The organism is Streptomyces gilvosporeus (assembly GCF_002082195.1).
GTDB classification, from domain to species: domain Bacteria; phylum Actinomycetota; class Actinomycetes; order Streptomycetales; family Streptomycetaceae; genus Streptomyces; species Streptomyces gilvosporeus.
In genome coordinates this window covers 7,293,188-7,319,728 of sequence record NZ_CP020569.1, presented here as the reverse complement: position 1 = coordinate 7,319,728, position 26,541 = coordinate 7,293,188, and the positions used below count along the sequence as shown (strand labels likewise).

Annotated in this window: 25 protein-coding genes and 4 pseudogenes; 16 read left to right on the top strand and 13 right to left on the bottom strand. The window is 71.2% G+C overall.

Annotated elements, in window-relative coordinates:
* Window positions 1-126: 126 nt before the first annotated feature.
* Both B1H19_RS32470 and pssA read left to right on the top strand, forming a co-directional pair.
* The gene (locus B1H19_RS32470) at window positions 127-774 is read left to right on the top strand and encodes a phosphatidylserine decarboxylase (RefSeq protein ID WP_083108464.1); all 648 of its coding nucleotides are present in this window, start codon (window positions 127-129) and stop codon (window positions 772-774) included.
* The gene (pssA, locus tag B1H19_RS32465; protein WP_237289632.1) at window positions 761-1,621 is read left to right on the top strand and encodes a CDP-diacylglycerol--serine O-phosphatidyltransferase; all 861 of its coding nucleotides are present in this window, start codon (window positions 761-763) and stop codon (window positions 1,619-1,621) included. Before B1H19_RS32470 ends, pssA begins: the two co-directional genes overlap by 14 nt.
* Window positions 1,622-1,739: 118 nt before the next feature.
* Here pssA and B1H19_RS32460 read toward each other — a convergent pair whose 3' ends face one another.
* Window positions 1,740-2,864 (bottom strand): glycerate kinase, encoded by a 1,125-nt coding sequence (locus B1H19_RS32460; protein ID WP_083108462.1) that lies wholly within the window; start codon window positions 2,862-2,864, stop codon window positions 1,740-1,742.
* A 222-nt stretch (window positions 2,865-3,086) separates the two neighbouring features.
* Between B1H19_RS32460 and B1H19_RS32455 the strand changes: the two genes are divergently transcribed.
* The 4 genes from B1H19_RS32455 (at window position 3,087) to B1H19_RS32440 (ending at window position 5,527) form a co-directional block, all read left to right on the top strand.
* Window positions 3,087-3,605, top strand: a complete 519-nt coding sequence (locus B1H19_RS32455) for an NUDIX domain-containing protein (RefSeq protein WP_083108461.1) — start codon at window positions 3,087-3,089, stop codon at window positions 3,603-3,605.
* A gap of 91 nt (window positions 3,606-3,696) precedes the next feature.
* The gene (locus B1H19_RS32450) at window positions 3,697-4,533 is read left to right on the top strand and encodes a DUF4037 domain-containing protein (RefSeq protein ID WP_083108460.1); all 837 of its coding nucleotides are present in this window, start codon (window positions 3,697-3,699) and stop codon (window positions 4,531-4,533) included.
* 183 nt (window positions 4,534-4,716) lie between these two features.
* Window positions 4,717-5,166 carry a hypothetical protein gene (locus tag B1H19_RS38265; RefSeq protein WP_107426216.1) on the top strand — a complete coding sequence of 150 codons (450 nt, stop codon included), beginning with the start codon at window positions 4,717-4,719 and terminating at the stop codon, window positions 5,164-5,166.
* 106 nt (window positions 5,167-5,272) lie between these two features.
* Window positions 5,273-5,527: a hypothetical protein gene (locus B1H19_RS32440; protein ID WP_083108458.1), complete on the top strand. Its 255-nt coding sequence runs from the start codon at window positions 5,273-5,275 to the stop codon at window positions 5,525-5,527.
* Between the two features lie 23 nt (window positions 5,528-5,550).
* Here the strand turns inward: B1H19_RS32440 and B1H19_RS32435 are convergent, their stop codons facing one another.
* A complete protein-coding gene (locus B1H19_RS32435; RefSeq protein ID WP_083108457.1) occupies window positions 5,551-6,186 on the bottom strand; it encodes an NAD(P)-dependent oxidoreductase in 636 nt (211 codons plus the stop codon).
* A gap of 79 nt (window positions 6,187-6,265) precedes the next feature.
* Here B1H19_RS32435 and B1H19_RS32430 point away from each other — a divergent pair, with 79 nt between their 5' ends.
* Complete coding sequence (locus B1H19_RS32430; protein WP_083108456.1) at window positions 6,266-6,955, top strand: TetR/AcrR family transcriptional regulator; 690 nt, start codon at window positions 6,266-6,268, stop codon at window positions 6,953-6,955.
* A 41-nt stretch (window positions 6,956-6,996) separates the two neighbouring features.
* Here B1H19_RS32430 and B1H19_RS32425 read toward each other — a convergent pair whose 3' ends face one another.
* The 5 genes from B1H19_RS32425 to B1H19_RS32405 form a co-directional block, all read right to left on the bottom strand.
* The gene (locus tag B1H19_RS32425) at window positions 6,997-7,593 is read right to left on the bottom strand and encodes a methylated-DNA--[protein]-cysteine S-methyltransferase (RefSeq protein ID WP_083108455.1); all 597 of its coding nucleotides are present in this window, start codon (window positions 7,591-7,593) and stop codon (window positions 6,997-6,999) included.
* 9 nt (window positions 7,594-7,602) lie between these two features.
* The gene (locus B1H19_RS32420) at window positions 7,603-9,078 is read right to left on the bottom strand and encodes a DNA-3-methyladenine glycosylase 2 (RefSeq protein WP_083108454.1); all 1,476 of its coding nucleotides are present in this window, start codon (window positions 9,076-9,078) and stop codon (window positions 7,603-7,605) included.
* 128 nt (window positions 9,079-9,206) lie between these two features.
* The gene (locus tag B1H19_RS32415; protein WP_083108453.1) at window positions 9,207-9,719 is read right to left on the bottom strand and encodes an O-acetyl-ADP-ribose deacetylase; all 513 of its coding nucleotides are present in this window, start codon (window positions 9,717-9,719) and stop codon (window positions 9,207-9,209) included.
* Window positions 9,720-9,861: 142 nt separating this feature from the next.
* Window positions 9,862-11,274, bottom strand: a complete 1,413-nt coding sequence (locus tag B1H19_RS32410; protein ID WP_083108452.1) for a phytoene desaturase family protein — start codon at window positions 11,272-11,274, stop codon at window positions 9,862-9,864.
* Window positions 11,275-11,323: 49 nt separating this feature from the next.
* Window positions 11,324-12,274 (bottom strand): inositol monophosphatase family protein, encoded by a 951-nt coding sequence (locus B1H19_RS32405; protein ID WP_083108451.1) that lies wholly within the window; start codon window positions 12,272-12,274, stop codon window positions 11,324-11,326.
* Between the two features lie 182 nt (window positions 12,275-12,456).
* Between B1H19_RS32405 and B1H19_RS32400 the strand changes: the two genes are divergently transcribed.
* The 7 genes and pseudogenes from B1H19_RS32400 to B1H19_RS32370 all read left to right on the top strand — a co-directional run bounded on the left by B1H19_RS32400 (window position 12,457) and on the right by B1H19_RS32370 (window position 18,040).
* Complete coding sequence (locus B1H19_RS32400) at window positions 12,457-13,437, top strand: hypothetical protein (protein ID WP_083108450.1); 981 nt, start codon at window positions 12,457-12,459, stop codon at window positions 13,435-13,437.
* A gap of 64 nt (window positions 13,438-13,501) precedes the next feature.
* Complete coding sequence (locus B1H19_RS32395; protein WP_083108449.1) at window positions 13,502-14,281, top strand: SIR2 family NAD-dependent protein deacylase; 780 nt, start codon at window positions 13,502-13,504, stop codon at window positions 14,279-14,281.
* A gap of 88 nt (window positions 14,282-14,369) precedes the next feature.
* A complete protein-coding gene (locus B1H19_RS32390; RefSeq protein WP_083108448.1) occupies window positions 14,370-14,816 on the top strand; it encodes a hypothetical protein in 447 nt (148 codons plus the stop codon).
* 80 nt (window positions 14,817-14,896) lie between these two features.
* Window positions 14,897-15,448, top strand: a pseudogene (locus B1H19_RS32385) (lipoate--protein ligase family protein); the annotation flags it as partial.
* A gap of 259 nt (window positions 15,449-15,707) precedes the next feature.
* The gene (locus B1H19_RS32380; protein WP_083108447.1) at window positions 15,708-16,211 is read left to right on the top strand and encodes a recombinase family protein; all 504 of its coding nucleotides are present in this window, start codon (window positions 15,708-15,710) and stop codon (window positions 16,209-16,211) included.
* Window positions 16,212-16,282: 71 nt separating this feature from the next.
* Window positions 16,283-17,055: pseudogene (locus tag B1H19_RS32375) on the top strand (IS5 family transposase); the annotation flags it as partial.
* Window positions 17,056-17,146: 91 nt separating this feature from the next.
* Window positions 17,147-18,040 carry a carbon-nitrogen hydrolase family protein gene (locus B1H19_RS32370; protein ID WP_237289631.1) on the top strand — a complete coding sequence of 298 codons (894 nt, stop codon included), beginning with the start codon at window positions 17,147-17,149 and terminating at the stop codon, window positions 18,038-18,040.
* Between the two features lie 21 nt (window positions 18,041-18,061).
* Here B1H19_RS32370 and B1H19_RS38260 read toward each other — a convergent pair.
* Window positions 18,062-18,879, bottom strand: a protein-coding gene (locus B1H19_RS38260; RefSeq protein WP_107426214.1) for an IS5 family transposase whose coding sequence is annotated in 2 segments (ribosomal slippage) — window positions 18,062-18,537 and window positions 18,537-18,879 — 819 coding nt in all. Because the reading frame shifts where the segments join, the coding sequence is not laid out codon by codon here.
* A gap of 85 nt (window positions 18,880-18,964) precedes the next feature.
* Here B1H19_RS38260 and B1H19_RS38255 point away from each other — a divergent pair.
* Window positions 18,965-19,763: pseudogene (locus B1H19_RS38255) on the top strand (IS5 family transposase).
* Between the two features lie 9 nt (window positions 19,764-19,772).
* Here B1H19_RS38255 and B1H19_RS32345 read toward each other — a convergent pair.
* Both B1H19_RS32345 and B1H19_RS32340 read right to left on the bottom strand, forming a co-directional pair.
* Window positions 19,773-20,036: pseudogene (locus B1H19_RS32345) on the bottom strand (pyridoxamine 5'-phosphate oxidase family protein); the annotation flags it as partial.
* Between the two features lie 263 nt (window positions 20,037-20,299).
* Window positions 20,300-21,829 (bottom strand): hypothetical protein, encoded by a 1,530-nt coding sequence (locus B1H19_RS32340; RefSeq protein ID WP_159028188.1) that lies wholly within the window; start codon window positions 21,827-21,829, stop codon window positions 20,300-20,302.
* A 286-nt stretch (window positions 21,830-22,115) separates the two neighbouring features.
* Between B1H19_RS32340 and B1H19_RS32335 the strand changes: the two genes are divergently transcribed.
* Entirely contained in the window at window positions 22,116-23,180 is a 1,065-nt protein-coding gene (locus tag B1H19_RS32335) for a lipoate--protein ligase family protein (protein WP_083108436.1), read from the top strand.
* Window positions 23,181-23,281: 101 nt separating this feature from the next.
* On the opposite strand, the gene B1H19_RS32330 is transcribed toward B1H19_RS32335, so the two are convergent.
* From B1H19_RS32330 to B1H19_RS32320, 3 genes are read right to left on the bottom strand one after another with little or no spacing between them, the layout of a single operon-like run.
* Entirely contained in the window at window positions 23,282-25,045 is a 1,764-nt protein-coding gene (locus B1H19_RS32330) for a WD40 repeat domain-containing protein (RefSeq protein ID WP_083108433.1), read from the bottom strand.
* The gene (locus B1H19_RS32325; RefSeq protein ID WP_083108431.1) at window positions 25,042-25,893 is read right to left on the bottom strand and encodes a nucleic acid/nucleotide deaminase domain-containing protein; all 852 of its coding nucleotides are present in this window, start codon (window positions 25,891-25,893) and stop codon (window positions 25,042-25,044) included. Before B1H19_RS32325 ends, B1H19_RS32330 begins: the two co-directional genes overlap by 4 nt.
* Before the next feature lie 48 nt (window positions 25,894-25,941).
* Complete coding sequence (locus B1H19_RS32320; RefSeq protein WP_083108428.1) at window positions 25,942-26,532, bottom strand: SUKH-4 family immunity protein; 591 nt, start codon at window positions 26,530-26,532, stop codon at window positions 25,942-25,944.
* Window positions 26,533-26,541 lie beyond the last annotated feature (9 nt).

The following is a 26,541-nucleotide window of genomic DNA, read 5'->3' as shown; positions in this document are numbered from 1 at the left end:
GGTCCCGGACTTCGGCCACGGATTGGCGCTGGCTCTTGGCCAGTTGCCGCCCGCACCCGATAGCATCCCCGGAAAGCCGCCGTCCCCCGTATCCCTACGCGGCATCCTCCGCTACGAAGGTCATTCATGCCCCACAGCCAATCCTCTGCACAACGCGGTCGCGTCCGCCTCGCGCGTGGAGCGTCGCCGTGGCTCCTGCCGACCGTGGCAACGGCGGCGGTCAGCCTGGCCCGCTCCCGTCGCTCGGGACGCTGGGCCGCGCTCGCCGTGCCCACCACCGCCCTCGCGGCGGGCATGCTGTGGTTCTTCCGCGACCCCGAGCGAGAGATCGCTCAGGGCCGTGTCATCTCCCCGGCCGACGGTGTGGTGCAGAGCATCATGCCGTGGAAGGACGGGCGTACCCGCGTCGCGATCTTCATGAGCCCGCTGAACGTCCATGTCAACCGCGCCCCCCTGGCCGGCACGGTGACGTCCGTGGAGCACATCCCCGGTGGCTTCGTTCCGGCGTTCAACAAGGAGAGCGAGAACAACGAGCGGGTCGTCTGGCACTTCGACACCGAGCTCGGCGACATCGAGATGGTGCAGATCGCCGGCGCGGTGGCTCGCCGCATCGTCCCGTACGTGCCCCAGGGCACCAAGGTCGAGCAGGGCGAGCGCATCGGCCTCATCCGTTTCGGCTCGCGCGTCGATATCTACCTCCCGGAGGGCGTCGAGGTGGCCGTCGAGGTCGGCCAGGCCACCACCGCGGGGGTGACTCGTCTTGACCGTGATTGATCCGGAAACACAAGCCGGCTGGGCACCCGAGACCGATGAGGACGGGGACGACATGCCGCTGTCCACGCGGCTGTCAATAGCGGACACCCTCACCCTCGGCAACGCCATCTGCGGCTTCATGGCCGTGTACTTCACCACCACCGGCGTCCTCATCCCGCATCTGACGGGGACGGGCGACGGCGGCATGGCGCGACACAGCGCCGCGGTGGCCGTGATCCTCATGCTGATGGCGTCGGTCTTCGACCTCTTCGACGGGCTCGTCGCCCGCAAGCTGCGGGCCTCGGCGATGGGGGCCGAGCTCGACAACCTCTCCGACCTGATCAGCTTCGGCCTGGCACCGGCGTACTTCGTGGTGACCTGGGGCATGGTCGCCTCCGACGCCAACCAGCGGGTGTCGGTGGTCGCGGCGGTGGTGGTGCTGCTGGCGGTGATCCTGCGGCTGGCGCGGTTCTCCTGCGTGACGCTGCGCGACGGCATCTTCCAGGGCATGCCGAGCCCCTTCGGCGCTCTGACCGTCGTCGCCATCGTGCTGCTGGAGCTGCCGTTCCTGCCGACGCTGCTGGCGATCATCGGGGTGGCCTGGCTGATGGTGAGCCGGGTCGAGTACCCCAAGCCGCGGGGCCGCCTCGCGGTGGCGATGCTCAGCTGGATCGTGCTCAGCATGGGCATGCTCGCCGCCTGGGCACTGGACGCCCCCGGCGGCCAGCTGCTGCTGTGGACCGGCTGCTCGCTCCAGGTGGTCATGGGCGCGATGATCCCGCTGTTCGCGACGGCCCGGAGGGTGAACACCTTCCGCGACAACCGCCGCGAGTCGCGGACGGAGTCGCGCGCCGCGCAGCTGCCCTGACGCGGCGGAGACGACGGACGAACAGGCCGAGGGCCCCGGGTGGATCACCCGGGGCCCTCGGCGTTGTCATGGGGCGCGCGGCGTTGCTACGGGGTCCGTCGCGGCGCGCGGACCGGGCTCAGACCAGGAAGTCGCGGGCGAGGTTCTCCGCCGCCCGCTCCAGCAGGGGGCCCGCCTCGGCCATACAGCGGGCCGGGTCGGACTCCAGGTCCGTCAGGGCGTACGCGCGGCTGATACCGGCCGCGGCGAGCGCCTCCTGGGGCAGCTGGAGGCGCCCGCAGACGGCGACGACCTCGATGCCCGCCGTACGGGCCGCGGCGGCGACACCGGCCGGCGCCTTGCCGTGCAGGGTCTGCTCGTCCAGCGACCCCTCGCCGGTGATCACGAACGTGGCCTGCGCCAGCGCCGGGGCGAAGCCCAGCACATCGAGCATCACGTCGATACCCGGCCGGAAGGCCGCGTCCAGGCCGACCAGCGCGCCGTAGCCGATACCGCCCGCCGCGCCCGCACCCGGTGCCAGGGCGTGCTCGGCGGCCTTGGGGCCGACCGCGGCCGCCAGCACCTCGGCGAAGTGCGCCAGGGCGGCGTCCAGCGTGGCCACGTCGGCCTCACTGGCGCCCTTCTGCGGCCCGTAGACCGCGGGCGCGCCCTTGGGCCCCGTGAGCGGATTGTCGACATCGCTGGCGAGCACGATGTCCGTACGGGCCAGCCGCGGGTCCAGGCCCGACAGATCGGCGGTGGCCAGATCGGCCAGCGGACCGCCACCGGGGGCGACCGGCTTGCCGTCCGCGTCCAGGAAACGCGCCCCCAGCGCCGCGAGCATGCCCGCGCCGCCGTCGGTCGTCGCGCTGCCGCCGACGCCGAAGACGATCGAGGTCGCCCCCGCGTCGAGCGCCGCGAGCAGCAGCTCACCGGTGCCGTACGTGGTCGCCGTCAGCGGCGCGAAAACGCCCTTGGGGAGGTGCTGGAGGCCGGAGGCCTCCGCCATCTCCACCACCGCCGTACCGTCGGCGCGCAGCGCGAAGGTGGCCGTCACCGGCTCGCCGATGGGGCCCGTGACCCGCGCCTCGTGGCGGGCGAAACCGGCCGCGAGCGCCGCCGCGACCGTGCCGTCGCCGCCGTCCGCGACCGGGATGGCCGCCACGTCCAGCTCGGGGACCACGCGCCGCAGACCGGCCGTGACGTGCTCGGCGACCTCTATGGCCGTGAGCGAACCCTTGAACTTGTCCGCGGCGATCAGCACCTGTCCGGTGTGTGTCCTTGCTGCGTCCGCCACCGTGTTTCCCCTTGCTTTCGAACTGGCAGTCGCACCCGCTGCGACCTTATCCGGCGAGGGGCCCCGCCGCACAGGCCATCTCGCTCCGCAGGACCGGCCCGGCGGCCATCCGGGCCGCGGCCCGCGCGGGGTTGCCTTCCGGGCCTGCGCGGCGGCGCGCTCAGGCCCTAGGCTCGCGCCGTGACGACCATGGACTACGCCACCTACATCGCCGGTCTGCCCCGCGTCCTCGCGGGCGCGGGCGCCATCTTCCGCGACGCCGAGGACCGCATCCTGCTCGTGGAGCCCAACTACCGCGACACCTGGATCCTGCCCGGCGGCACCGTCGAGTCCGACACCGGCGAATCGCCCCGGCAGGCCGCCCGCCGCGAGACCGCCGAGGAAATCGGCCTGGACGTCGAGCTGGGCGCGCTGCTCGCCGTCGACTGGGTCCGCGGGGAGGGCCGGCCGCCGCTGGTGTCGTACCTCTTCGACGGCGGGGTGCTGGACGAGGGCCGGCTCGCCGCGATCCGGCTCCAGGAGGAGGAGCTGCTGTCGTGGCGGTTGGTGCACTGGGAGGAGGCCCGAACCATGGTGAACGACGAGATGCGACTGCGGATCCGCGCCGCGCTGGACGCACTGGCCGACGGCCGGGGCCCGGCGGAGCTGGAGGACGGCGTGCCGCCGGCGGGTACCGGGCGGGGCGGGGCGGGCCCGTCGGCCGTGTAGTACCCGGCCGAAAAACCATGATCCCGTGCGTGCCGGATCCCCGTAACGTGTTCTGCGTACACGTTACGGGGAGTCACGGAGGGGTGGCGGTATGACGGAGAGGACAGACCTGGCGACGGTCGAGGAGATCGCCGCGCGGATCGGGCGGGTGCCGGGCGTGGTGGGGGTGATGCTCGGCGGCAGCCGGGCACGGGGGACGCAGCGGCCGGATTCCGACTGGGATCTCGGCGTGTATTACCGCGGCGAACCGGACCTCCCGGCGCTGAAGGCGCTGGCCGCGGAGGTGACCGGCGGCCCCGTGGAGGTCTACGGACCGGGGGCGTGGGGCGCATGGGTCAACGGCGGGGCCTGGCTGGTCCTGCCCGACGGCAGCCATGTGGACTGGATCCTGCGGGATGTGGACCGGGTCCGGCGGACAGCGGACGCCTGCCGCGAGGGCCGGTTCGAGACCGGGATGCAGGCCGGTCATCCGCTGGGCTTCTGGTCGCCCGCCTACCCGGGCGAGGTGGCGCTGGGACGCGTACTGGCCGATCCGGACGGCGAGTTGGCGCGGCTCAAGGAGGAGACGCGGCACTACCCCGAGGCGCTGCGGAAGTCGCTGCCCGCCGGCGCGCTGTGGGACGCCGGATTCTCGGCGACGATGGCGGGCAAGTCGTACGCCTCCGGGGACGTCCTGCATGCGTCCCTGTGCCTCTCCCGCACCGTCGGCGACCTGGTCCAGGCCCTGCACGCCCACCACGGCTCCTGGTGCCTCAACGAAAAGGGCGCCCTCGCCGCGGCCGCGGCGCTCCCCGGCACACCCGTGGACTTCGGGCCCCGCGCCACCGCTCTGCTCGGCCGGCTCGGCTGCACGGCGGAGGAACTGCGCCGTTCGCTGACGGAGGCGGAGCGGCTGGTGGAGGAGGTACGGGCGACGGTCGAGGGGTGAGCGGGAGGGGGCGGGCCGGGCCGTAGGCGACCGGGGGTCGGCGCCCGATCCGGGGATGCCCTATGGGGACATCCGTACGACCGAATGCCCGGATCGGGCGGAAATATCGCCTCTTTTGCCGTCTGCGGCGTATCTGGCGTACTTCCTGGGGAATCCCTCGCGGAGAGCCGTGGGGAGAAGCGCATGCGCGACGCCATCAGCCGTGGCCGCTCGGCGGACGCCGGCGGCGTGCGCGGGGTGCGCGGCCTGCTGCTCGTCGCGCTGCTGGCGCTCCTGCAAGCCGCGCTGCTCGCCGGCCTCTGCCACCTGCCGTCGTCCCGGACGGGCCACTGCCATCTCGACGCCCCCGCCGCCGTATCCGGCATGTCCACGGGGCACTGCGTCTCCGACGGGTCCGAGATGGCCTCGGCCGGAAGCGGCAAGAGGCACCATCCGGGCAGCGGCGCCGGGCGCATCAGCCAGGCGTCGGGCTGCCATTCGCGCCCGCACACCCCCACCGGCCCCGGTGGCAAGGCGATCGGGGCCGCCTCGCTCGCCTCCGCGGCCGAGGCAACGGGCGACGGCTCTCCGCATGCCGTCCGGACCTCCGCGCCCGGCGCGCTCTCCGGGCGGACGGCCGTCCTGCGCTGCTGATCCGGCCCGGCCGAGGTAAGCGCCCCGCCCTGCCCGTATGCGGGCGATCGGGCGTTCTCGGCCTGCCGTCATCACCTCCAGGACGCCCTTACCGCAGGAGACCGGCATGCCTTTTGATGTCTTCGCCGCTCTCGGCGCGCTCGTACGCGCCGAGGCCGCACGCAGTGAAATGAAGTCCGTCCCCAGGCCCGTGACCAACACCGCGCACGAGCGGACCGAGGAGCGGACCGACGATGCGCCCGCGTCGGAGGGACCGGACGCGGCGGGGGCGGTCGCCTCGGGCTCGCCCGGCACCCGCAGGTGCCCGCTCATCGGGACGCTTCGCAAGCCCCTCCAGAAGCTGGCGGCGCTTTTCCGGTAGCAGGTTCGGCGGCCCGATCGCGTTCACCGGCTGATGCCGACCGCATGCCGGAACGTGGTCGGGTCGGTGACGAAGTCGAGCATGGCGCGGGCCACGTCGGAGCGGGTGATGACGCTGCCGGCCGGACCGGCCTCGACGGCGTGGCGGTAGCGGCCCTCCCCCGGCTTGTCGAGGAGGCGGGGCGGGCGGACGACGGTCCAGTCGAGGTCGCAGTCCCGCAGCACGGCCTCCATGCGCTCCAGATCGGTGTAGAGCTCCTTGAGGGCCGCCCACAGCAACGGCCCGAACACCCGGTGGGCGAGCATCGGTTGGCCCGCGCCGGTGCGGTTGAGCGGGCCCGCGCTGACCACGAGCAGCCGCCGCACACCGGTGGCCGTCAGCGCCTCGACGGCGGCGCGGGCCGAGGTGGAGGCGGGGCGGAGAGGATCGTGCCGACCGGCCTGGCCAATACCTGACAGCACCGCGTCGGCACCGTCGACGACGGACTTGACGGAGGCGGCGTCGAGCGGGTCGGTCCGCACGACCGTCAGCCGGCCGTGCCGCGCGGTCAGCTTCTGCGGGCTGCGCAGTGCGGCGGTCACCTCGTGCCCGTCGGCGAGGGCATGGTTGACGAGCTTCCGGCCGACGCCGCCGGACGCGCCGAGAACGGTGATCTTCATGATCTCCCCCAAAGGTGAGTGAACACTTACCCACCAGTGTGGGTGAGTGTTCACTCACCTGTCAATGTAGGCTTGATCCATGACGCACGACGCCACCGACGCCCCCCTGACCGGAGGCGCCCTGACGCGCTCCCGCATCCTCGACGCCGCCGCCGCGCTGATGAGCACCGTGGGCCTGACACGGACGACGACCAAGGTGATCGCCCGGGAGGCGGGCTGCTCGGAGGCCACCCTCTACAAGCACTTCCGCAACAAGGAAGAGATCTTCGTCCGGGTACTGCACGAACGCGCCCCGCAGTACTCCGAGGCGCTGGCCCAGCTGCCGGGCAGGGCGGGCGACGACCGCGGACCGGCCGCGCATCTGACGCAGATGACGCTGGCCGCCGTCCGCTTCTACCGCCGGGCCTTCCCGATGGCGGCCTCCCTCTTCGCCAGCCCGGAGCTGCTGGACACCCATCGCCGCCGCCTCGACGAGCTGGGCACCGTCGGCCCGCAGAACGCCACCCAGCACCTGGCCGCCTATCTGGCCGCCGAACAGGAACTGGGCCGGATCTCCCCCGGCATCGACCCGCACGCCGCGGCCACCCTGCTCATCGGCGCCTGCTTCCACCGGGCGTTCCTCGACCTGTTCTTCGGCGCGCAGGCCCCCGATGACGCCCTGCTCCCCCGCGACGAGGAGGAGTTCGCCCGGGAGACCGTACGCGCCCTCCTGGACGGCGTCGCCCCGGGCGGCGTCGCGTCACCTGCGGAGGAGTCCCCGGCCCCGTAACGTCGGCCGCTCACCGTCCCCGTCCCCTTCACCGCACCCTGTCAGCCGCACTCCTCCACAGGGAACAGCGCCATATCGTCCACCGGGAACGGCGCAGTGCCCTCCACCGGGAACGGACCCTCCGCCGTCCGCTCGAACTCCAGCAGTCGGCGCTTGCGGTCCAGTCCGCCGCCGTAACCGGTGAGGCTGCCGTCGGAGCCGACGACCCGGTGGCAGGGGACGATGATCCCGACGGGGTTGCGGCCGTTGGCCAGCCCGACCGCCCGGGCCGCCGACGGCGTGCCCAGCCGCTGGGCGAGTGCGCCGTAGGTGACCGTCTCGCCGTACGGGATGGTGCACAGGGACGCCCAGACCCGGCGCTGGAAGGGAGTGCCGCGCAGCTCCAGGGGCACGTCGAAGGCGGTCGACTCGCCGCGGAAATAGGCCCGGAGCTGGGCGATGGCGGCGGCGAACGGTGGGGCGTCAGGAGCCACCGGGGCGCCGAAGCTCTCCTGGGGTGGGCGGTGCCGCTGATCGGTCATATAGAGGCCCGTGAGGGCGTCGCCGAGGGCGACGAGGGTGAGCGGTCCCACCGGGGTGTCGGTCAGGACGGTGTGGGTGAGCGGGGCGCCGGGGCGGGTGGTCGGCTGCACGGTCATGATGCGGGCTCAGTTCGTCGGGAGGCGGTTGATGGGGTGGTCGTCGGTCGCCCAGAGGTACTGGACGGCGTAGGCACGCCAGGGGCGCCAGACCGCGGAGTGGCGGATGAGGGCGGCGGGCGTGGCGGGCAGGCCCAGCCCGGTGGCGGCGCGGCGCAGGCCGAGGTCGGTGGGTGTGAAGGCATCGGGGTCGCCCAGGGCGCGCATGGCGACGACCTCGACGGTCCATGGCCCGATACCGGGCAGCGCCGCCAACCGGGCGCGGGCTTCCTCCCGGTCGCTGCCGACGCCGAGGTGCAGCGCCCCGCAGGCGAGGGCGTCGACCACACCGGTGAGGGTGGCGCGGCGGGTACGGGGCATCGCCAGGGATTCCGGGTCCAGTGCGGCGAGCGCGGCGGCGGAGGGGAAGAGATGGGTGAGCCCGCCACCGGGGTCGTCGATCCGCTCGCCGTGTGCGAGGACCAGCCGTCCGGCGTGCGTACGGGCGGCCGCGGTGGAGACCTGCTGGCCCAGGACGGCGCGAACCGCGAACTCGTCGGCGTCGACGGTGCGCGGCACCCGGCGGCCGGGCGCCTTGTCGACCAGCGGGGCCAGCTGGGCGTCCTGGCGGAGCAGATCGTCGACGGCCTCCGGGTCCGCGTCGAGGTCCAGCAGCCGTCGGCACCGGGCGATGGCACCGGCCAGATCGCGCAGGTCGGTGAGCGCGAGACGGCAGTCGATGTGTTCGGGGCGGGGGGTGAGGGCGACGATGCCGTGTCCGTAGGGGAGGCGCAGGGTGCGGCGGTAGGCGCCGTCGCGCCATTCCTCGACGCCGGGGACAGCGGTGGCGGCGAGATGTCCGAAGAGGTTGTCGGGGTTCAGCGGGCGGCGGAAGGGCAGCCGGAGCGAGAGGGTGCCCGGCAACGCGGCGGCCGCGCTGCCGGGGCGGGCGCGGCGGCGCAGTTCCGTCGGGGAGAGTCCGAAGATCTCCCGTACCGTCTCGTTGAAGGTGCGGATACTGGCGAACCCGGCGGCGAACGCGGCATCGGCCATCGGCACCGCGGTGGTCTCCACCAGCAGCCGGGCCGTCTGGGCGCGCTGCGCACGGGCCAGCGCCAGCGGGCCGGCGCCGAGTTCCGCGCGCACCTGGCGCTCGATCTGGCGGGTGCTGTAGCCGAGGCGGGCGGCCAGGCCGGGGACGCCCTCCCGGTCGACGACCCCGTCGGCGATCAGCCGCATCGCCCGCGCCACCAGATCGGCCCGCTCGTCCCACTGCGGCGAGCCCGGACTGGCATCCGGCCGGCACCGCTTACAGGCCCGGAACCCGGCCTGCTGGGCGGCGGCCGCGCTCGGGTAGAACCGCATGTTCTCGGGCTTGGGCGGCACGACGGGGCAGCTGGGACGGCAGTAGATCCCGGTCGTGCGCACGGCGGTGTAGAACCAGCCGTCGAAGCGGGCGTCCTTGGACTGCACGGCGCGCAGACAGCGCTCGGTGTCGGTGTGCATGCCCCCAAGGATTCCGCAGCGGCCGCATCTCTGGCTGGCGGAAAACCGACATCAGCGTTGCGCTACCAGGGCGGGGGCGGGCCGCCGGCTGTCTGTCGGTACGGGGCCGGTTCCTGCGGGTCGCGAAATCAGCCCAGCTGCGCGGCGAACGCCGCATAGGCCCGCTCGTCGAAGAGGACGAACCGCACCTCCTCCACGGCCGTCTCCGCTTCCCGCACCGCCGCCACGGCGATCCGGGCTGCATCCTCCAAAGGCCAGCGGTAGACGCCGGTGGAGATGGCGGGGAAAGCGATGGTGCGGGCGCCCAGTTCGTCGGCCACGCGGAGGGCTTCGCGGTGGCAGGAGGCGAGCAGCTCGCTGCGGTCCTCGGTGGCGGAGTAGACCGGGCCGACCGTATGGATCACCCAGCGGGCGGGCAGGCGGCCGGCCGTGGTGGCGACCGCTGCGCCGGTGGGCAGGCCGCGGCCGTAGTGGGAGGCGCGCAGGGCGCGGCATGCGGCGAGGATCTCCGGGCCGCCGCGGCGGTGGATGGCGCCGTCCACTCCCCCGCCGCCCAGGAGCGAGGAGTTGGCGGCGTTGACGAGGGCGTCGACGGTCTGCTCGGTGATGTCGCCCTGGACGAGGGTGAGGGAAGTGCTCATGGTGTGTGCAGCGTAGGCAGGGGCGGGCGGGGCGGCCAGCGGATTGCGGCATCAGCGGCTGGGACCGCGCCCAGGCGCCGGGCGCGCCACCACACCTCGACGACGGCCCGCAGGCAGGCGGCGCCGGGCACGCCACCGCGCCCTAACGACGCCCGGCAGTCAATCGGCGCCACGCTGCCTTCGCGGCATAGTGGCCCGACATGCCGTGGACACCCGGCCCGGGCGGGGCGGCCTGGGAGCATAGGAAGACCGCCGGGTGCGCGGTCTCGTACGGGTTGCGGGCGAGCTTGGGGCGGATGAGCAGGCGCAGTCCCGCCGCGGAACCGCAGGCGACGTCACCGCCGACATAGTTGGCATTGCGCGCGGCGAGCTGCGGCGGGCCGGCGACCGCGCGGGCCAGGACGAGGTCGCGGAAGCCGGGCGCGAAGCGTTCGATCTGCCGCTCGATCACCTCGGTGGCGTCGCCCTCCCAGCCGTTGGGGACATGGCCGTACGCCCAGAAGGTGTGCTTGCCCTCGGGCGCGCGGGTGGTGTCGATCAGGCTGGGCTGGGCGGTGATCAGGAAGGGGACCGACGGGTCCTGGCCGGTGGCGGCGGCGTTCAGGGCGGCGCCGATCTCGCCGCTGGTGGGGCCGACGTGGACGGTGCCGGCCCGGCGGGCCTCCTCGGCCGTCCACGGCACCGGCTCCGCCATCGCGTAATCGATCTTGAAGCAGCTGGGGCCGTACTTCACGTCCCGATAGGCGTTGCCCAGGCCGGCGATCCGGGCGAGCGCGGTGGGTGAGGTGTCGAAGATGTACGCGCGGGCCGGCGGCAGATCGTCGAGCCGCTTGACCTCGAAGTCGGTGTGCACCACGCCGCCATGGGCGCGCAGCAGTCCGGCCAGGGCGTCGGCGATGGACTGGGAACCGCCGCGCGGCACCGGCCAGCCGACCGCATGCGCGGCGAGCGCGAACATCACGGCGACACCGGCGGTCCCGATGGAGCCCAGCGGCGCGATGGCGTGCGCCCCGAGACCGGCCATCAGGGCGCGGGCCTTCTCGTCCTGGAAGCGGCGGTTGAACAGGGTGACCGGCTGCGCGGCCGCCAGGGCGAAGCGGGCGTAGGTCAGCGGGTCCTTGGGCAGGCCCAGCCACTGCGTCCGCAGGAAGTCATGGGCCAGGGTGTCCCACTTGCCGGTGAACGGCGCGACCAGCCTGCGGTAGGTGCCGGCATCGCGCGGCCCGAAGGACATCGCGGTCTGGCCGACGGAGCGGGCCAGCACACCGGCCGTGCCGTCGGGGAAGGGATGCGCCATCGGGATGTCGGGATGCAGCCACTGGAGGCCGTAGCGCTCCAGGGGCATCGTCGAGAAGGCGGGCGAGCCGACGGCGAGCGGGTGGACGGCCGAACAGGGGTCGTGGCGGAAGCCGGGGAGGGTCAGCTCCTCCGTACGGGCTCCGCCGCCGATGGTGCCGTGGGCCTCGAAGACCTCGACCGACATCCCGCGGCGGGCCAGTTCGACCGCCGCCGTCAGACCGTTGGGTCCTGCCCCGATCACGACGGCATCGAGCATCCTCGGCACCTGCGCCACTCCCCTCAAGTCCGACCCTCGTCGGTGAGGATCAGTTGGCGGCTGCCAGCAGTCCGAGGATACGCCGCGCCGTTTCGGCGTCCCGGGCCGCCGTGAACGGCAGCGCATTGCCGCCGGCTATCCGGAACGGCTGTCCCGCGACCGTACCGCTGGCGCCGCCCGCTTCGTGGACCAGCAGCAGCCCGGCGGCGTGGTCCCAGGCGTTTTCCCAGCTGAAGGCCGTGGCGTCGAGATCGCCGGTGGCTATGTGCAGATACTCCAGGCCGGCCGAGCCGCAGGGGCGTGGGGCGATACCGCCGGTGTCCAGGGCGGCGAGCACCCGCTTCTGCTCGTCGGTGGTGAAGTCGAAGTGGGAGGTGGCGACGTCCAGGACGGCGCCGGCATCGGGGGATCCGGCCCGCAGCGGTACGCCGTTGAGCTGGGCGCCGGCGCCGCGGCGGGCGGTGGCCATCAGGCCGAGCGCGGGGGCGTACGTCCAGGAGGCGAGCACCTCGCCGTGGTGGGCGAGCGCGACGAGGGTGGCGAAGCCGGGGTCGCCGTGGACGAACTGGCGGGTGCCGTCGACCGGGTCGACGATCCAGACGGGCGCGTCGCCGTGCAGGGCGTCGAGGACGCCCGGGTCGGCGTGGACCGCCTCCTCGCCGACCACCCGGGAGCCGGGCAGCAGGTCCGTCAGGGCGGCGGTGAGGTGCTCCTCGGCGCGCCGGTCGGCGACCGTGACGAGGTCGTGCGGACCGTTCTTCTCGACGATGTCCTCGGCGGCGAGCTGCCGGAAACGCGGCATGATCTCGTCGGCCGCGGCCTGACGGACGGCGGCCTCGACGGCGGCCAGCAGCGCGGCGGACAGGTCGGGCGCACCACCGTCCGGGGAGGGGGCGGAGGGGCTGCTCGGCGGGGTCGTCAGGGGCGCGGAGGCCGTCGCGACGGTGTCGGTGAGATTCGTGGTGACTCCCGGGTCTTCGGTACGAAGTGCGTCGATCATGTGTCCATGGAAACACGGGCCACTGACACTGCGGCTGGACCCCAGGTGAACGCCGGGTGCCACGGCGGCCACGGGACGGGGCGGCGGCCGAGACCGAGGGCCGGAGTGCGGACAGGGGCCGGGGCCGAGGGCCGGAGTGTGGGCAGGGGCCCGGGTCAGCACCTGTTTGTAGGCTCCGCTCCATGGTCATGCAGCGCACCACCCTCCCCCGAGCCGCCCGAGGAGTCCGCTGGGAGGGGCTCGCTCTGAGCGTCGACGGTCCGGCGCGTCCGCCGCTGTGCTGGGAGGTCGCCGACGGGGGGCGGCTGGTGCTGTTCCAGGGCGGTGAGCAGGCGGATCGGGTCGTGCTGCTGGCGCGGCAGCGGGTCACGCATCGCGGGGTGCACTACGTCCGCACCGGCCGGTACGCATCGCCGCTGACGCCGCTGCGCGCCGACCTCGCCCGTAAACACCGGCAGGCATGCCCGGACGATGACGACGCCTGGTTCGCGCGCTGGGCGAACCACTTCGCGGACGGGCTGCGAGACAGCGCCGACGGGCCGCTGCACCAGGGCGATTGGCAACTGACCCGCGGTATGCCGTCCGGGTGGGACGTGGCGGCGAACTGGGAACGGCTGCCGCAGCACGACCCGGCCGTCGGCCACATCACGTGGTTCGGTTACGGCGATCCGGACGAGGACCGCCGCGACCTCCTTCCGCTGCGCCCGCTGTCCGCGCCCGACGCACCACGGGTGAAGGCGTACCGGCGCCAGTACCGCGAGGGCGTACTGCCGCCCGTCCTGGTCTGGTGGGTCGGCGGCCTCAACTCGCTGGTACTGCTGGACGGGCACGACCGGCTCGCGGGCGCGCTCGCCGAGGGCGGCCGCCCGGCCGTTCTCGTCCTCGCCCGCGAGTCGTCGGAGCGGTGGGCGAGGTGGGTGGCCCGGCCGATCATCCGCGACTACGAGGCGCGCCTCGCGCCGCTGGAACAGGCATGTGCGGACGGCGATGCGTCGGCGACGATCCTCGCCGGCGCTGCGAGCCGCCAACTGGCGCGTCAGCTGCGCGATCTCGAGACCGCCCCGGATCTCACCCGCTCCTGGCCGCTGCCCGGCGGCTCGGACGCCTGGGACGCGCTCGCCCGTCACCACGCGCCGGGCTGGCACCCCGATCCCACCCGCTAGAGCGGCGCGGCACCGCGCGAAAACCCCCTCGCCCTCCCCGCACCCCCGTGCCTACGCTCACGCCATGACCGGCACCGAGCACAGCCCCGCCCCCGATCCGGCACCCCGCCGCCCCCTCGTCGCGATCCTGAGCGGTGCCGGGATCTCCACCGACTCCGGGATCCCGGACTACCGGGGCCCGAACGGGCTGTGGCGGCGCGACCCGGAGGCCGAGAAGCTGGTCACCTACGACGCGTATATGGCCGATCCGGAGATCCGGCGGCGGTCGTGGCGGATGCGGCTGGAGAGCCCGGCGTTCCGGGCCCGGCCGAATGCCGCGCACGAGGCGGTGGCGCGGCTGGAGCGGTCCGGGACGCCGGTGCGGGTGATCACCCAGAACGTGGACGGGCTGCACCAGCTCGCCGGGATGCCCGCACGCAAGGTCCTGGAACTGCACGGCACGGTGCGCGCCGTCACCTGCACCCGCTGTCATGCCCGGTCGGCCATGGAGGAGGCGCTGGAGCGCGTGGTGGCGGGCGAACCGGATCCCGCGTGTCTCGTCTGCGGCGGAATCCTGAAGTCCGCGACGGTGATGTTCGGGGAGCGACTGGATCCGCAGGTGCTCGGTACGGCGCTGGGCGTGGCCAAGGCCGCCGAGGTCTTTCTCGCGGTGGGCACCACGCTCCAGGTCCAGCCCGCCGCCTCGCTCGCGGGGGTGGCGGCCGACCACGGCGCCCGGCTGATCATCGTCAACGCCGAGCCGACGCCGTACGACGACCGCGCCGACCGGGTCATCCGGGAGCCGATCGGCAGCGCGCTGCCCCGGTTGCTGGACGATCTGGCCGGATCCTCATCGGCCACGTGACGCCGGTCGGCGTCATGAGCATGTCGGATAGGGTTTTCCGCGCGACGGAATCGTCGCAGGAATCCATCACCCGGGGGAGTTTCGGTCCATGCATCCCGTTGCACGCGGTTTTCAGATACTGCTGCTTGTCGGGGGGCTGTTCATGCTCTTCGTCGCGGCCACCACGACCGGCCATCACGGCACGGACTCCTGGAGGTGCGAGACCCGGGCGAAACGCGACGACATTGATCCGCACCAGGAGCAGACGTGCAACGGCGGCGGCACCGACGACTCCTCCCTCGTCCTGGCCCTCGCCGGTGTGGGCCTGACGATCGGCTCCGTTTCGATCTCGATCGGCGGCCGCCGCACGCCCGCCACCGGTGCCGCGGCCGTCCCCGCCGCCCCGCAGCAGCCATACCTCCCCCAGCAGTTCCCCGTACAGCAGCCGGGCCAGCAGCCGGTCCAGCCCCAGGGGCAGCCCCCGGCCCAGCCCCAGCCCTTCCAGGGCACACCGCCGCAGCAGCCACATCAGGCGCAGCTGCCGCAGAACTTCTGACGACCTCCTGACGGCCACGGCGCTTACGGTGGTGGCAGGCGGCCTTCGGCGGGGCCGCAGGGAGCGTGAGGAGAGTGACCGTGCCGCACACCCACCACGGTGAGTACAAGGTCCCCGGCGGCAAGCTGGTGACCGTCGATCTCGATGTGGTGGGCGGGGCGCTGCGCGGGGTGCGGGTGGCCGGGGACTTCTTCCTGGAGCCGGACGAGGCGCTGGATGCCATCACCGGGGCGCTGGAAGGCGCCCCGGCGGACACCGACGCCCGCGGGCTCGCCGCGCGGATCGATGCGGCGCTGCCGTCCGGGGCGGTGCTGTTCGGGTTCAGCAGCGAGGCGGTGGGGGTCGCGGTCCGGCGGGCCGTGGGCAACGCCGCCGAGTGGACCGACTTCGACTGGCAGATCATCCACGAAGGGCCTCAACCGCCCGCGCTCCACATGGCGTTGGACGAGGTGCTGACCACCGAGGTCGCGGCCGGCCGCCGCCCGCCGACCCTGCGGGTGTGGGAGTGGGACCGGCCCGCGGTGATCATCGGCAGCTTCCAGTCCCTGCGCAACGAGGTCGACGCCCAGGGCGCCGAACGGCACGGCGTCACGGTGGTGCGGCGGGTCAGCGGCGGCGGCGCCATGTTCGTCGCAACGCGAAGGCACTACGCCCTCGCTTCCTAGCCGCCATACGACACCTAGGCGCACAAAGCGCGGCAATCGAGACAAGGTTCGGCCGGAAAGCACCTACTCTGCGCGATTGTGAGCACCACTGTGACAACCGCACCACTCCGGCTGCGCCCCTTGGAGGAGCAGCCCGCCTCCGCCGGGCGCCGCAAGCGCGGCTTGATCTATGTCCGGGTCTCGAAGGCCCGTGAGGACATGATCAGCCCCGAGCTCCAGGTCGGCCATGCTCTCTCTCGCCAGGTCGGAGAACATCGACGTCATCGCCGAACCCATCATGGACCTCGGCGAGTCGGGCCGCCAGTTCGAAGAGCGCCGGATCGAAGAGATCAAGCAGATGGCGCGCGACAAGCAGTTCGACGTACTCATCCTCTGGATCTGGTCCCGCTTCGGGCGCACCCTCCGAGAGTCACTCCAGCACCTCGATACGCTCATGGACTACGGCGTCGAAGTCCGGGCTGCCAAGGAGGACTTCGACGGCAAGACGACCATCGGCCGCTTCGCCATCGCCCAGATGCTCAACATCGCCGAACTGGAGTCCAATCAGAAGGCCGACTCCTGGCGCGACACCTTCGAGCGCCGGCGGAACAAGGGTCTCCCCCCACTCCAATCGCGGCCGGTTCGGGTACTACCGCTGCGGTCCTGCCCCAAGTGGGAGTTTGGCAAGAAGCTGGAAACGTACCCGAAGTGCCGCAACGGGATACTAAAAGATCGTTTCAGAATGAGTTGAGCTGTGGGTCTTGTGCTTGGCGATCTTGGTCGGCAGGCTATCCGGGGCGTGTTGATCTTGTTCCGGACGACCTGTGGGAGCGCGTGGCTCCGCTGCTGCCACCCGCCCCCGAGCGGCGCCACCACCGCCCCGGACGACTGCGCGCCCCGGACCGGGCGGACCTCGCTGGCATCCTGTACGTGCTGCGGACCGGTGTCGCCTGGCGCGACGTCCCCGCCGAGACCGTGGGCTGCTCCGGAGTCACGGCCTGGCGCCGGCTGCGCGATTGGACCGAAGCCGGCGTCTGGCCGCGTCTACACGCCGCCCTGCTGGCCGAGTTGCGTCGCGCCTACCTGCTGGACCTGGACGACTGCGCTGTGGACGGATCGCACGTCCGCGCGCTCAAAGGGGGGACCACGTTGGCCCCTCGCCCGTCGACCGCGCACGCCCCGGCTCCAAGCACCACCTGATCGTCGACCGCCACGGAACCCCACTCGCCGTGACGCTCACCGGCGGCATTCGCCACGATGTCACCCAACTCCTGCCACTGCTGGACGTGATACCGCCCATCCGGGGCCTGCGGGGACGCCCCCGCCGCAGGCCCCGGCGTCTGTATGCCGACCGGGGCTACGACTTCGACAAGTACCGCCGCCTGCTATGGAAGCGCGGCATCAAGCCGCTGATCGCCCGACGCGGCGTCGCCCATGGCTCCGGCCTGGGCAAGGTGCGCTGGGTCGTCGAGCGCGCCTTCGCCTGGCTACACCAGTTCGAGCGGCTCCGCACCCGATACGAGCGACGCGCTGACCTCCATCAGGGACTGATCGAACTTGCATGCAGCATCATCTGCCTCCGGCGACTCCGAACGGCATGTGATGCCGGACAGCTGAGCGGCATTACCCGGTCAATGGCGGTCTCCATGTGTGGCCGTACTGCGGGCGTGCCGTAGCGTCCCCGATGTGGCGAGGACATTGCGGATCGCGGTTGCGCAGAGCACGGTGCCGCAGGACCCCACCGACCGGGAGTCACTACGGACGGCCGGTCGGGAGATCCGGGCCCTGATGGGCGAGGCAGCCAGAGTTGGCGCGCGGCTGGTGCAGTTCACCGAGGGGGCGCTCACCTACCCGAGCAAGCACGTGATGACGGCCAGGCCGGGCGGCCACCACGTCCTGGCGGACTGGAGCCGCGCCGCCTGGGAGGTGCTGCGCGAGGAGGCTGAAGCGATCGCCAGGTGCGCCGGCACGCTGGGCCTGTGGACGGTGTTCGGGTCGATCCATCCGCTCACCGAGCCGAACCGGCCGCACAACAGCCTGTATGTCGTTTCGGACCGCGGGCGCTTGGTCGCCCGGTACGACAAGCGGTTCCTGTCGCACACCGAAGTCTCCTTCCTATATTCCCCCGGCCGTGATCCGCTGGTCGTCCAAGTGGACGGCTTGCGGTTCGGCTTCGCGCTGTGCATCGAGGCCAGGTTCCCGGAGCTGTTCGCCGAGTACGAGCGCCTGGACGTGGATTGCGTGCTGTTGTCGGTGATGGCCGACGACGCCTCGATGGCGCACCTGGCCCAGTCGTACGGGACGCTCTACAACTACTGGGTGGGCTACTGCGTTCCGGCGCAGTACAGTGCGACGGCTCCGGCCGGGATCGTGGCTCCGGGCGGGCGGTGGCTGACGCGCGCCCCCGGCCGCGGTCGCCCCGCCTTGGCGGTCGCGGACATCGACCTGGACTCGCAGGACCCGGACATCGACGCGGCCCTGCGGTACGCGCGCCCGTGGCGCCGCTCGGCCCGGTCCGGGCTCTATGAGGGGCGGATACCGGTGGGCGATCTCCGTAGCGAGACCCGCACGGCATTCTGAAACCACCAGTAAGACCGTGTCCTATGTGGTGAGGCGGACGAGTCGCTTGTAGCAGCACAGGGCGGCGGCGAGTCCGAGAAAGGCCAGGTAGTTGCGGGGATCGCGCTCGTATCGAGGGCTGAGTCGGCGGTAGCCGGACAGCCACGACATCGTCCTCTCGATCACCCACCTGCGACGGCCCAATCGTTCGCTGGACTCGATGCCTTTGCGGGCGATCCGGACTCCGATGCGCTTGCCGCGTAACCATCTCCGCAGGTCGGGCCGGTCGTACGCTTTGTCCGCGTGCAGGCGCTCGGGCTTGAAGTAGCGGCCGCGATGGGGGTCGTGTCTCGTTTGGTGACCCGCCACCATGGGCTTCAGTCCTTCGCTGTCGTGGGTGTTGCCAGCTGAGACGCCGACGACCAGGGGCAGTCCGTTCGCGTCCGACAGGATGTGCATCTTGGAGCCCGGCTTGCCCCGGTCCACGGGGCTCGGACCTGTGTGTTCGCCCCCTTTTTCGCCCGGACGTGGGCGGTGTCGAGGACGACGCGGGTGACGTCGATGAGGCCGGCGTCGTCGAGTTGGTGCAGGACCGCTTCGTGCAGACGTGCCCAGACGCCGGCTCTGGACCAGATGAGGAATCGGCGGTGGGCCGTGGACTTGGAGACGCCGAAGCAGGGCGGCAGTGCCCGCCATGCACAGCCGCTGACCAACACATAGATGATGGCCGCGAACAGCGTCTCATCAGGGGTGTTGGCTGTTCCGCCGCCCTGCGGCCGTGTTCGTTGCTCCGGGATCAGCGGCTTCGCAATGTCCCACAGCCCGTCCGGCACGATCCAACTCCACGTTCCCCGCCCCATACCGGGTCAACGTCCGCCTCACCACATAGGACACGGTCTAAGACGTCATCTCATTTGGCTCGGTAAGCTTGCGGGCGTGGTCTCGATCGTTGAGCGGCTGGTGCCGGATGAGTTGTGGGAACTGTTCCAGCGGGTGGTTCCGGAGGCTCCGTCGAGACCTCAAGGCGGCGGCCGACGCCGGCACGGTGACCGGGAGGTACTGGCTGCAATCGTGTTCGTGGCCACGTCGGGCTGTACGTGGCAGCAGCTGCCGTCCGCGTCGTTCGGCCCGTCCGGAGCGACCGCTCACCGGCGCTTTGCCGAGTGGACGAAGGCCAGGGTGTGGGCCAAACTTCATCGCCTGGTCCTTGACGAGCTCGGCGCCCGCGGCGAGGTTGACTGGTCCCGCTGCGCGATCGACTCGGTGAACATGCGGGCCCTGAAAAGGGGGACCTGACAGGTCCGAATCCTGTCGACCGGAGCAAGTGCGGCTCGAAGATCCATCTGATCACCGAGCGGACCGGTCTGCCCCTGTCCGTCGGAATTTCGGGAGCGAACCTCCACGACAGCCAAGCACTGATCCCGCTCGTGAAGGGCATACCACCCATCCGCTCCCGGCGCGGGCGCCGGCGACGCAGACCGGCAAAGCTGCACGCCGACAAAGGATACAACTACGACCACCTGCGGCGATGGTTACATGGCCGCGGCATCAGGCACCGCATCGCCCGCAACGGCATCGAGGCTCGACCCGACTGGGCCGCCACCGCTGGACCGTGGAGCGCACGATGTCCTGGCTCGCCGGATGCCGCCGCCTGCACCGCCGCTACGAGCGCCAAGCCGAGCACTTCCTGGCCTTCACCAGCATCGCCTGCACCCTCATCCACCACCGCAGAGTCACCAAATGACATGACGTCTTAGCCGCTGATGTCGAGTGCCGTCCCGTACAGCCGAGATACCTTCAGTCGGATGACCACCCGGCGCTCGGCGACCAACTGCTCCAGGAGTGCGTCCTCGTCCTCCGGCCGCGCGGCCTCCGGGATCATCGCGAGCAGCTCTCGCCCGGTCGCATCCCCCGGCGTGGTCGTGATCTCGGAGACCTCGGCCTCGCCCTCGGCCACGGCGAACGACCATACGTCGCCACCCGGAACATGCACGGCCGCGCGCGGGTCACGACGGAGTTGGGTGCGACCCCCTGTGGTTCCGTGCAGTTGCACGGCCCACCCTTATATGCCGTGTGGGGCACCCGAGTTCGGGTGCCCCACACGGCGCACCGGGTTTGCGAGTGAAGCCACTACCAAATACAGGCAGTCTGTACGGAGCATGTCCGTTTCACTCATGACCGGCCCCGGGTGCCTGTCGTTGCGCCCACAACCGCTGCCAGTCTTGCTCACCGGACCCTGCCAATCGCGTGGCTACGCCGAGCACGCGCCGTGTCGCCCTCTTAAGCCATGGTCCACGGCAGCTGTCCTCTCGGCACATCGTCGAGGAAGCGGGGAAGCGTGACCTTGATGTTCAGGAAGAACTCGGGCCGGTTCGCCTGATCTTCGCCTACAGCAGCCGCAAGCGTGGCAGCGCCGGTGCTCCCAAGCCACATGCCGCGCGTCAGGTCGGTGATGTAGTGCTCCAAGCGCACGGCGGCATGGCGTATGTCGCCGTGACCCACGGTGAACAAGGAAGCGTGACCGGAGTTGGCCGCACCGATGGCAGCCAGGAGCTTCGCCGGTACGACGTAGACGTCACCACTGCGAGGTATGAGCCAGTACGTCGCCGTCGGACTGCGTTCCAGCAGGGTGTCGAGCTGCAGGCGCTTGATCTTCCACGCATCGCTCTGTGAGGCGCTAGGAATCAGGGCGTTGGCCTTCTTGACCTGAACCAAGTCACCGATCCTCGTGGTGAACCGGCCTGGAGCGGCGATTTCCAAGACAATACCGATATCCGCGCCGGTCGACTTCTCCGCCTTCTTGGTCTCCTGCCGGGTGGCCAGTGCTACCTCAGGGGACCCCGGATCGGCCCAACGCCCAACCCCCGGTCCGGCTGCGAACCGCTGCCGCAGCTTCTCCAGCAGGCGGGCAGTGAGCACTTCTTCCTCCTGCGCTCCGGAACGAGCCACGAAGCCCATGAAGTCCTCGACTGCACCCGCTACCGCGCCGCGCGTCAGATCCTCCAAGTCAGTGGCAGCCAGCCACGTCGACGACGGTGCACCAAGAGGTCTTGGGAAGACATGACGCCGGGCGTCCAGGGAACTGCCCAGCACGTCGAGCAGCTTCTGCTCGACGGGGCTGCTGCCGTCGGCCAGAGCCTGGACCCCCTCAGCCCGGCGCCGGACTTCTCGTACCTCGCTCTTCGTACTCGCCTTTATGGCCCTTCGCACCGACGGACGCTGCTCTGCCAGGGCCAGAGTGAGTGTCACATCAAGATCATTCAGTCGGCGTGCGAGGGCGAAGAGCCATGGAAGCGACTTGGACCACAGCGAGGGACGACGACTCACCTTCTTTTCCACCCGGGAACGGAGCCCCGCAGCCTCCACGGGATAGCGCTCCAGGCTGAGCAGAGTCAGATCGCGCCACAGCTCCGCCAGGGCACGATCGGTGTGCGGCGCCAGCGACTTCATCACCACACCGGCATGCTCATCTTGCTCGAGCTCGGTCATGGCCTCGGCAACACCTGCGGCTATCGCCGCTGGAACGGGCAAGGCACCGGCAAAGCGATCGGGATCCCGAAGGCGGGCCATCCACACCACCAGGTCAGGAGCACACGGATATCGGCGCCCGTCCGTGATCCAGCTCCTGGCCGTCAACCCCAGCAAGAACTGCTCGACCAGGGAGTCGTACTCACCAACCAGCCCTTCGATGCCTCTCGCCATCGCAAACTCAACGGTTGGAAAGGGGTGTCTGGACAGTGCGTCCAGGCAGCAGCGGGGACACCTGGAGTCCGATCCGTCGCGGTAGTCGCGATGCTGGATGTGATCCATTAGGCGACTGTACGGGGCACGGCCGACATTTCACCGCGGAGTCACCAGATGGCAGACGCATACCTGGATTCCGCAGTCGAGTCGGGCTGTACGCCGGGTTCTGTTCCCCTACAAGGAGACAGCCAGGTCGGCATCCCTTCCGCCCCTTCACCCCTCCAGTGCCTTTGGGCCGCGCCTCCACTCGCCACAAGCAAGCATTAAGGTGAAATCCGAGTGATGTGCGCATCTGCCCGAATGGCAAAGCAACAGGCGCAGCACACACCGCGCACTGGAAGGAAACAAAGCCGTGCATGGCGAGTACAAGGTGCCCGGCGGCAAGCTGGTCGTCGTGGATCTGGATGTCGAGGAAGGCGTCCTGCGCAACGTGCGAGTCGCCGGGGACTTCTTCCTGGAGCCGGATGACGCGATTTTCTCGATCAACACAGCCCTTGAGGGGTCCCCCTCATCGACGGACGCTGCGGGACTGGCCGCCCGGATCACGGCGGCACTGCCGGAGTCGACCGTGATGCTCGGGCTGACAGCGGAGGGCATCGGCATCGCTGTCCGGCGGGCCCTGACCCACGCGACCGAATGGAACGACTACGACTGGCAGCTGGTGCACATGGAGCCGCAGGCGCCGGCCCTGCACATGGCGCTGGACGAGGTGATCACCACCGAGGTGGCCGCTGGACGGCGAGCCCCGACCCTACGGGTATGGGAGTGGGCCTCGCCTTCCGTGGTGATCGGCAGCTTCCAGTCCCTGCGGAACGAGGTGGACCCCCAAGGGGCCGCGAAGCACGGCATGACCGTGGTTCGCCGTGTTTCCGGTGGTGGCGCCATGTTCGTAGAGCCCATGAGTACGATCACGTACTCCCTGTCCGTGCCGGAGTCCCTGGTCTCGGGCCTCTCCTTCGCAGACAGCTACTCCTACCTCGACGACTGGGTGCTGGGCGCACTCGGCGACATGGGCATCAAAGCCTGGTATCAGCCCCTGAACGACATCGCCACCGAGGCCGGCAAGATCGCCGGTGCCGCCCAGAAGCGCATGGTCGGCCCTGATGGCGGCCCGGGAGCCGTCCTCCATCACGTGACGATGTCCTACGACATCGACGCCGCCAAGATGCTCGAGGTGCTCCGCATCGGCAAGGAGAAGATGTCCGACAAGGGCACCAAGAGCGCCAAGAAGCGCGTCGACCCGCTCCGTCGGCAGACGGGCCTCGCGCGGGAGCAGGTCATCGAGAACATGATCGCTTCCTTCCGCGACCGCTACGGGCTGACCACCGGAGACGTCACGGCGGAGGAAATGGCCCGCGCGGAGGAACTGGTGCGGACGAAGTTCGCCACCGAGGAGTGGACGGCGCGCGTGCCGTAAGCGCCGCGCCCTGACGGGTGCCGCGCGGCACCCGTCAGGGCGAGTAGGCATCCCCTCCCCCACGCGGCCCCACTCGCCCGGCGCCGCCGTGCCCGGGCCGGTCAGTCCCAGAGGCGGCCGGTGTCGAGACTGAGGGCGTAGGCGCCGTCGGGTCCGGCGACCGTGAGGTGGGAGTCGGGGGAGAGGGCCAGCGCGCGGCATGGGACGAGAAGGGGGACCTGGCGCATGCGGCTGGTGGGGAGGTGCCACAGATGGAGCGTCGCGTCGTTCCAGGCGACCGCGAGGACGGGACCGTCGGCGGTGTCCGCGGCGGCCATGGAGGTGACGAGTGCCGGGCGCTGTTCGACCGGGACCGGCATCGGCTCGGCGGAGGTCTCCCAGAGGCGGACCGTGCCGTCCATGGCCGCGCTCATCACCAGGGTGTGCCCGTCGTCGGGGAAGGCCAGGCAGGTCACGGCGGTGATGGGGGCCGCATGCAGCGCGCGGGCGCGCGGGCCGGTGTAGTGGGCTGCCCGGTCCCAGACGTGGACGTTTCCCTGTTCGTCGCCGACGACTGTGGTGCCGCTGCGGAGGCACTGGCCGATGGCCGAGGGGGTGACGACCGGGTTCTTGAGGGCGGCCTGTCCGTGGTGGGTCGCGATGTGGTCGAGGACGCCGGTGGGATCATCGCCGGTGGGGTGCAGGGTGCCGGTGTCGGTGAGCAGGAGCAGAGACCCGTCGCGGTGCACGGCGATGCCGTGCGGGCGGGCCGAGCCCGGCGGGAGGAAAGGTGCGGGTGCGGAGCTCAGGCCGGTGGCCGGGTCGAGCAGGGTGACGTCGCCCAGCGGGTCGGCGGCGAACAACTCGCCCTGTCCGGCAGGCACTTGGGCCAGCGCCGTGATGACCGCGTCCGGCCGGGCCCAGACGGCCGTGAAGACATGGGCCTCGGCGAGGGGCAGCAGATAGCGGGCGAGTCCGGGGCTGGTGCCCAGCGCCGCGGCGTGGAGCAGGGCGGCGCGCTCGGCAGGGTCGTGCTCGGTGTTCGACAGTTGGGGCGCCGCCAGCCGCCAGGTGGACCGCAGCCCCGGCGGGGCCGGTATGCGCTCGTCGGCCAGGCAGGCTGCGATGGACACCGACGACCCGTACAGCAGGTACCCGGGGTCGGTGAGCAGGGCGCGGACGGCTTGCTGGGAGTCGGGGGCGAGCAGCGCCCGGTCGAGGGCGTGTTCGCGGGCGGCCTGTGGGGCCTGGTCCCAGAGCGGGCGGCCATCGCGGGTGCGGGGGACCTGTGCCATGAGGTCGGCCGTCGGCGGCTCTGCGAGGGGCCCGGAGGGCGCGTCGCCGACGTGGAGGGTCTCGACGGATGCGGTGTGCGCCCAGTCATCGAGGAGGCCGCTGTCCCCGACTTCGACGATGGCCCGGGTCCCGGGAAGCTCCAGCAGGGGGACGAGAAGCTCCTCGACCAGGGTCGCCGGACGGGCCGGCGGCAGGTCGGCAGGCCCGCGCCCGGAGCGGTGGAGGTCGGGTACGAGCAGCATCAGGGGCCGCTGGTCGACGACGAGACGGTCCAGCAGACGGGTCGGCGAGAGCGGGCCGTAGCCGAGTTGGCGGCCCAGCTCCCAGGCGAAGGCGTCCGTGAGCATCCCTTCCGCGAGGACGGCCGCATGGACGACGGTGCGGGGGTGTCCGGCCGATCCCATCAGGAACCAGGCCAGTAACTGGCTCTTGCCACTGCCCCTCGCGCCCCGGACCAGGCAGACCCGGGGGCGCTTCGGGGAGGTGTCTGCCGCCCAGTTGAGCAGCGCCGGTCCGTGGGCCGCCGCGGCCCCGTCCAACGGCGGCCAGGCGGCGATGTCGGGGCCGGCCGGCGCGGGGGCGGTGCTCATTGTCCGGCCGCCGGATCGTTCGCCTCTCCCTGGCCGTCGGTGTTCTCCCGCAGGCTTTGGATGCCTGCGGCCCGTGAGTCGGCGGACTCGCCGTAGGGGAAGCTGTGCGTCATCTCGGCGTGCGGAAAGACCTGTGCCAGCCACATCGAGCAGTAGTGGCCGGGCATGAAACAGGGCGCCAGGTCGGTGTGCACGCGCAGGACCTGCTCCCGCTCGACCCCGGCGGCGTTCAGGCTGTCCCACAGCCGCTCCTCGGGATGGAGGGCGATGGCGCCAGACCGGGTGACGATCTGCTTGTCGCCGGCGGCGTCGACGTACTCGAAGGCCGCGTAGTTCTCGACGCTCGCGGTGTCGCGGATGTCGTCCAGCACCAGGGGCCACCAGTTCTCCCGCCCCGCGAACGCCACGGGATCGTCCGCCTTCAGACGCTCCGTCAAGTCATCGAAGGCCGACGCGGCGGTCTGCGGCCGGTCGGTGCTCAGGATGACCCGCAACGCCTCGCGCAGTTCCAGCAGGCCGGCGGCGAAGGCTTCGGGCGAGGAGCTGACGAACCGGTCGTCCTCCTCGAAGTCCAGCAGAACCGCCCGTACCGTTCCCTCGGCGTCGGCGCACAATTCGAAGCCGTTGTCGCTGCCCAGCCGCGCCCAGGCCGCGCATTCCGCGCGGGCGACGACGTGCCCGGTCGCCGCGGCGTATTCGCCCAGTGGTACCGGATCCTGCTGACGGGTGACGAAATAGGGGCCGGCCCGCCACGGTACGGAAACTCCGGCAAGGCGGTGCGTCGGCGTGCCGACGGGATCTTCGGGACCAGTCGGCCCGAAGGTCCGCAGGGATGCGTCTTCAGTCACCGGGGCGGCGCTCCTTGGGCGGCGTTCTCGTACTTGCCGGACAGCTCATCAGTAGTCGTATTCGGGATCCACGATGGAGGTGAGGACATCGAACCAACGAGATTCCTGATTTTCCAATGCGGCGGGGTCAATAGCCCTCATCGCGGCCTCGACGCGCGAACGAGCGGCCTCGGGGTCGAAGAGCGCGTCATCGCCCTCCCATTCGAAGTCGAAATGGGGACGCTCGGCCTGCAAGACGTACAGGAAGTGGACAAAATGCCGGAGCTTGCTGTTGAAGAGGTAGATCTCCCCGTCCTGGGGCAGGCAGTGCACCTTTCCGGTTTCCGGGTCGAGCACGATGCTGTCGTAAGGGATCATCCCCAGCGGGATCCACCTGTCGGCGCCCGGCGGGACCTCGGAATAGCGATCCGCCAGTTCCCAGTCGAAGTCCTCCGCGATACGCCGGAACCGTTCTCCCAACTTGTTGTCCAAGCCGAACCACGGGTTCTTCCCCACGGGGAGCCCCAGTGTGCGCAGCACTTCCCTGGCATCCGGATCCGCTACGGCGTCCAGCCGACTCTCCGGGACGGTGACGAGCTCGGCCGAGGTGAACACGGTCTCAAGCGCTTGACGACTGAGGTCAAGAGGGTTGGTGGTCATGCGCCGTTC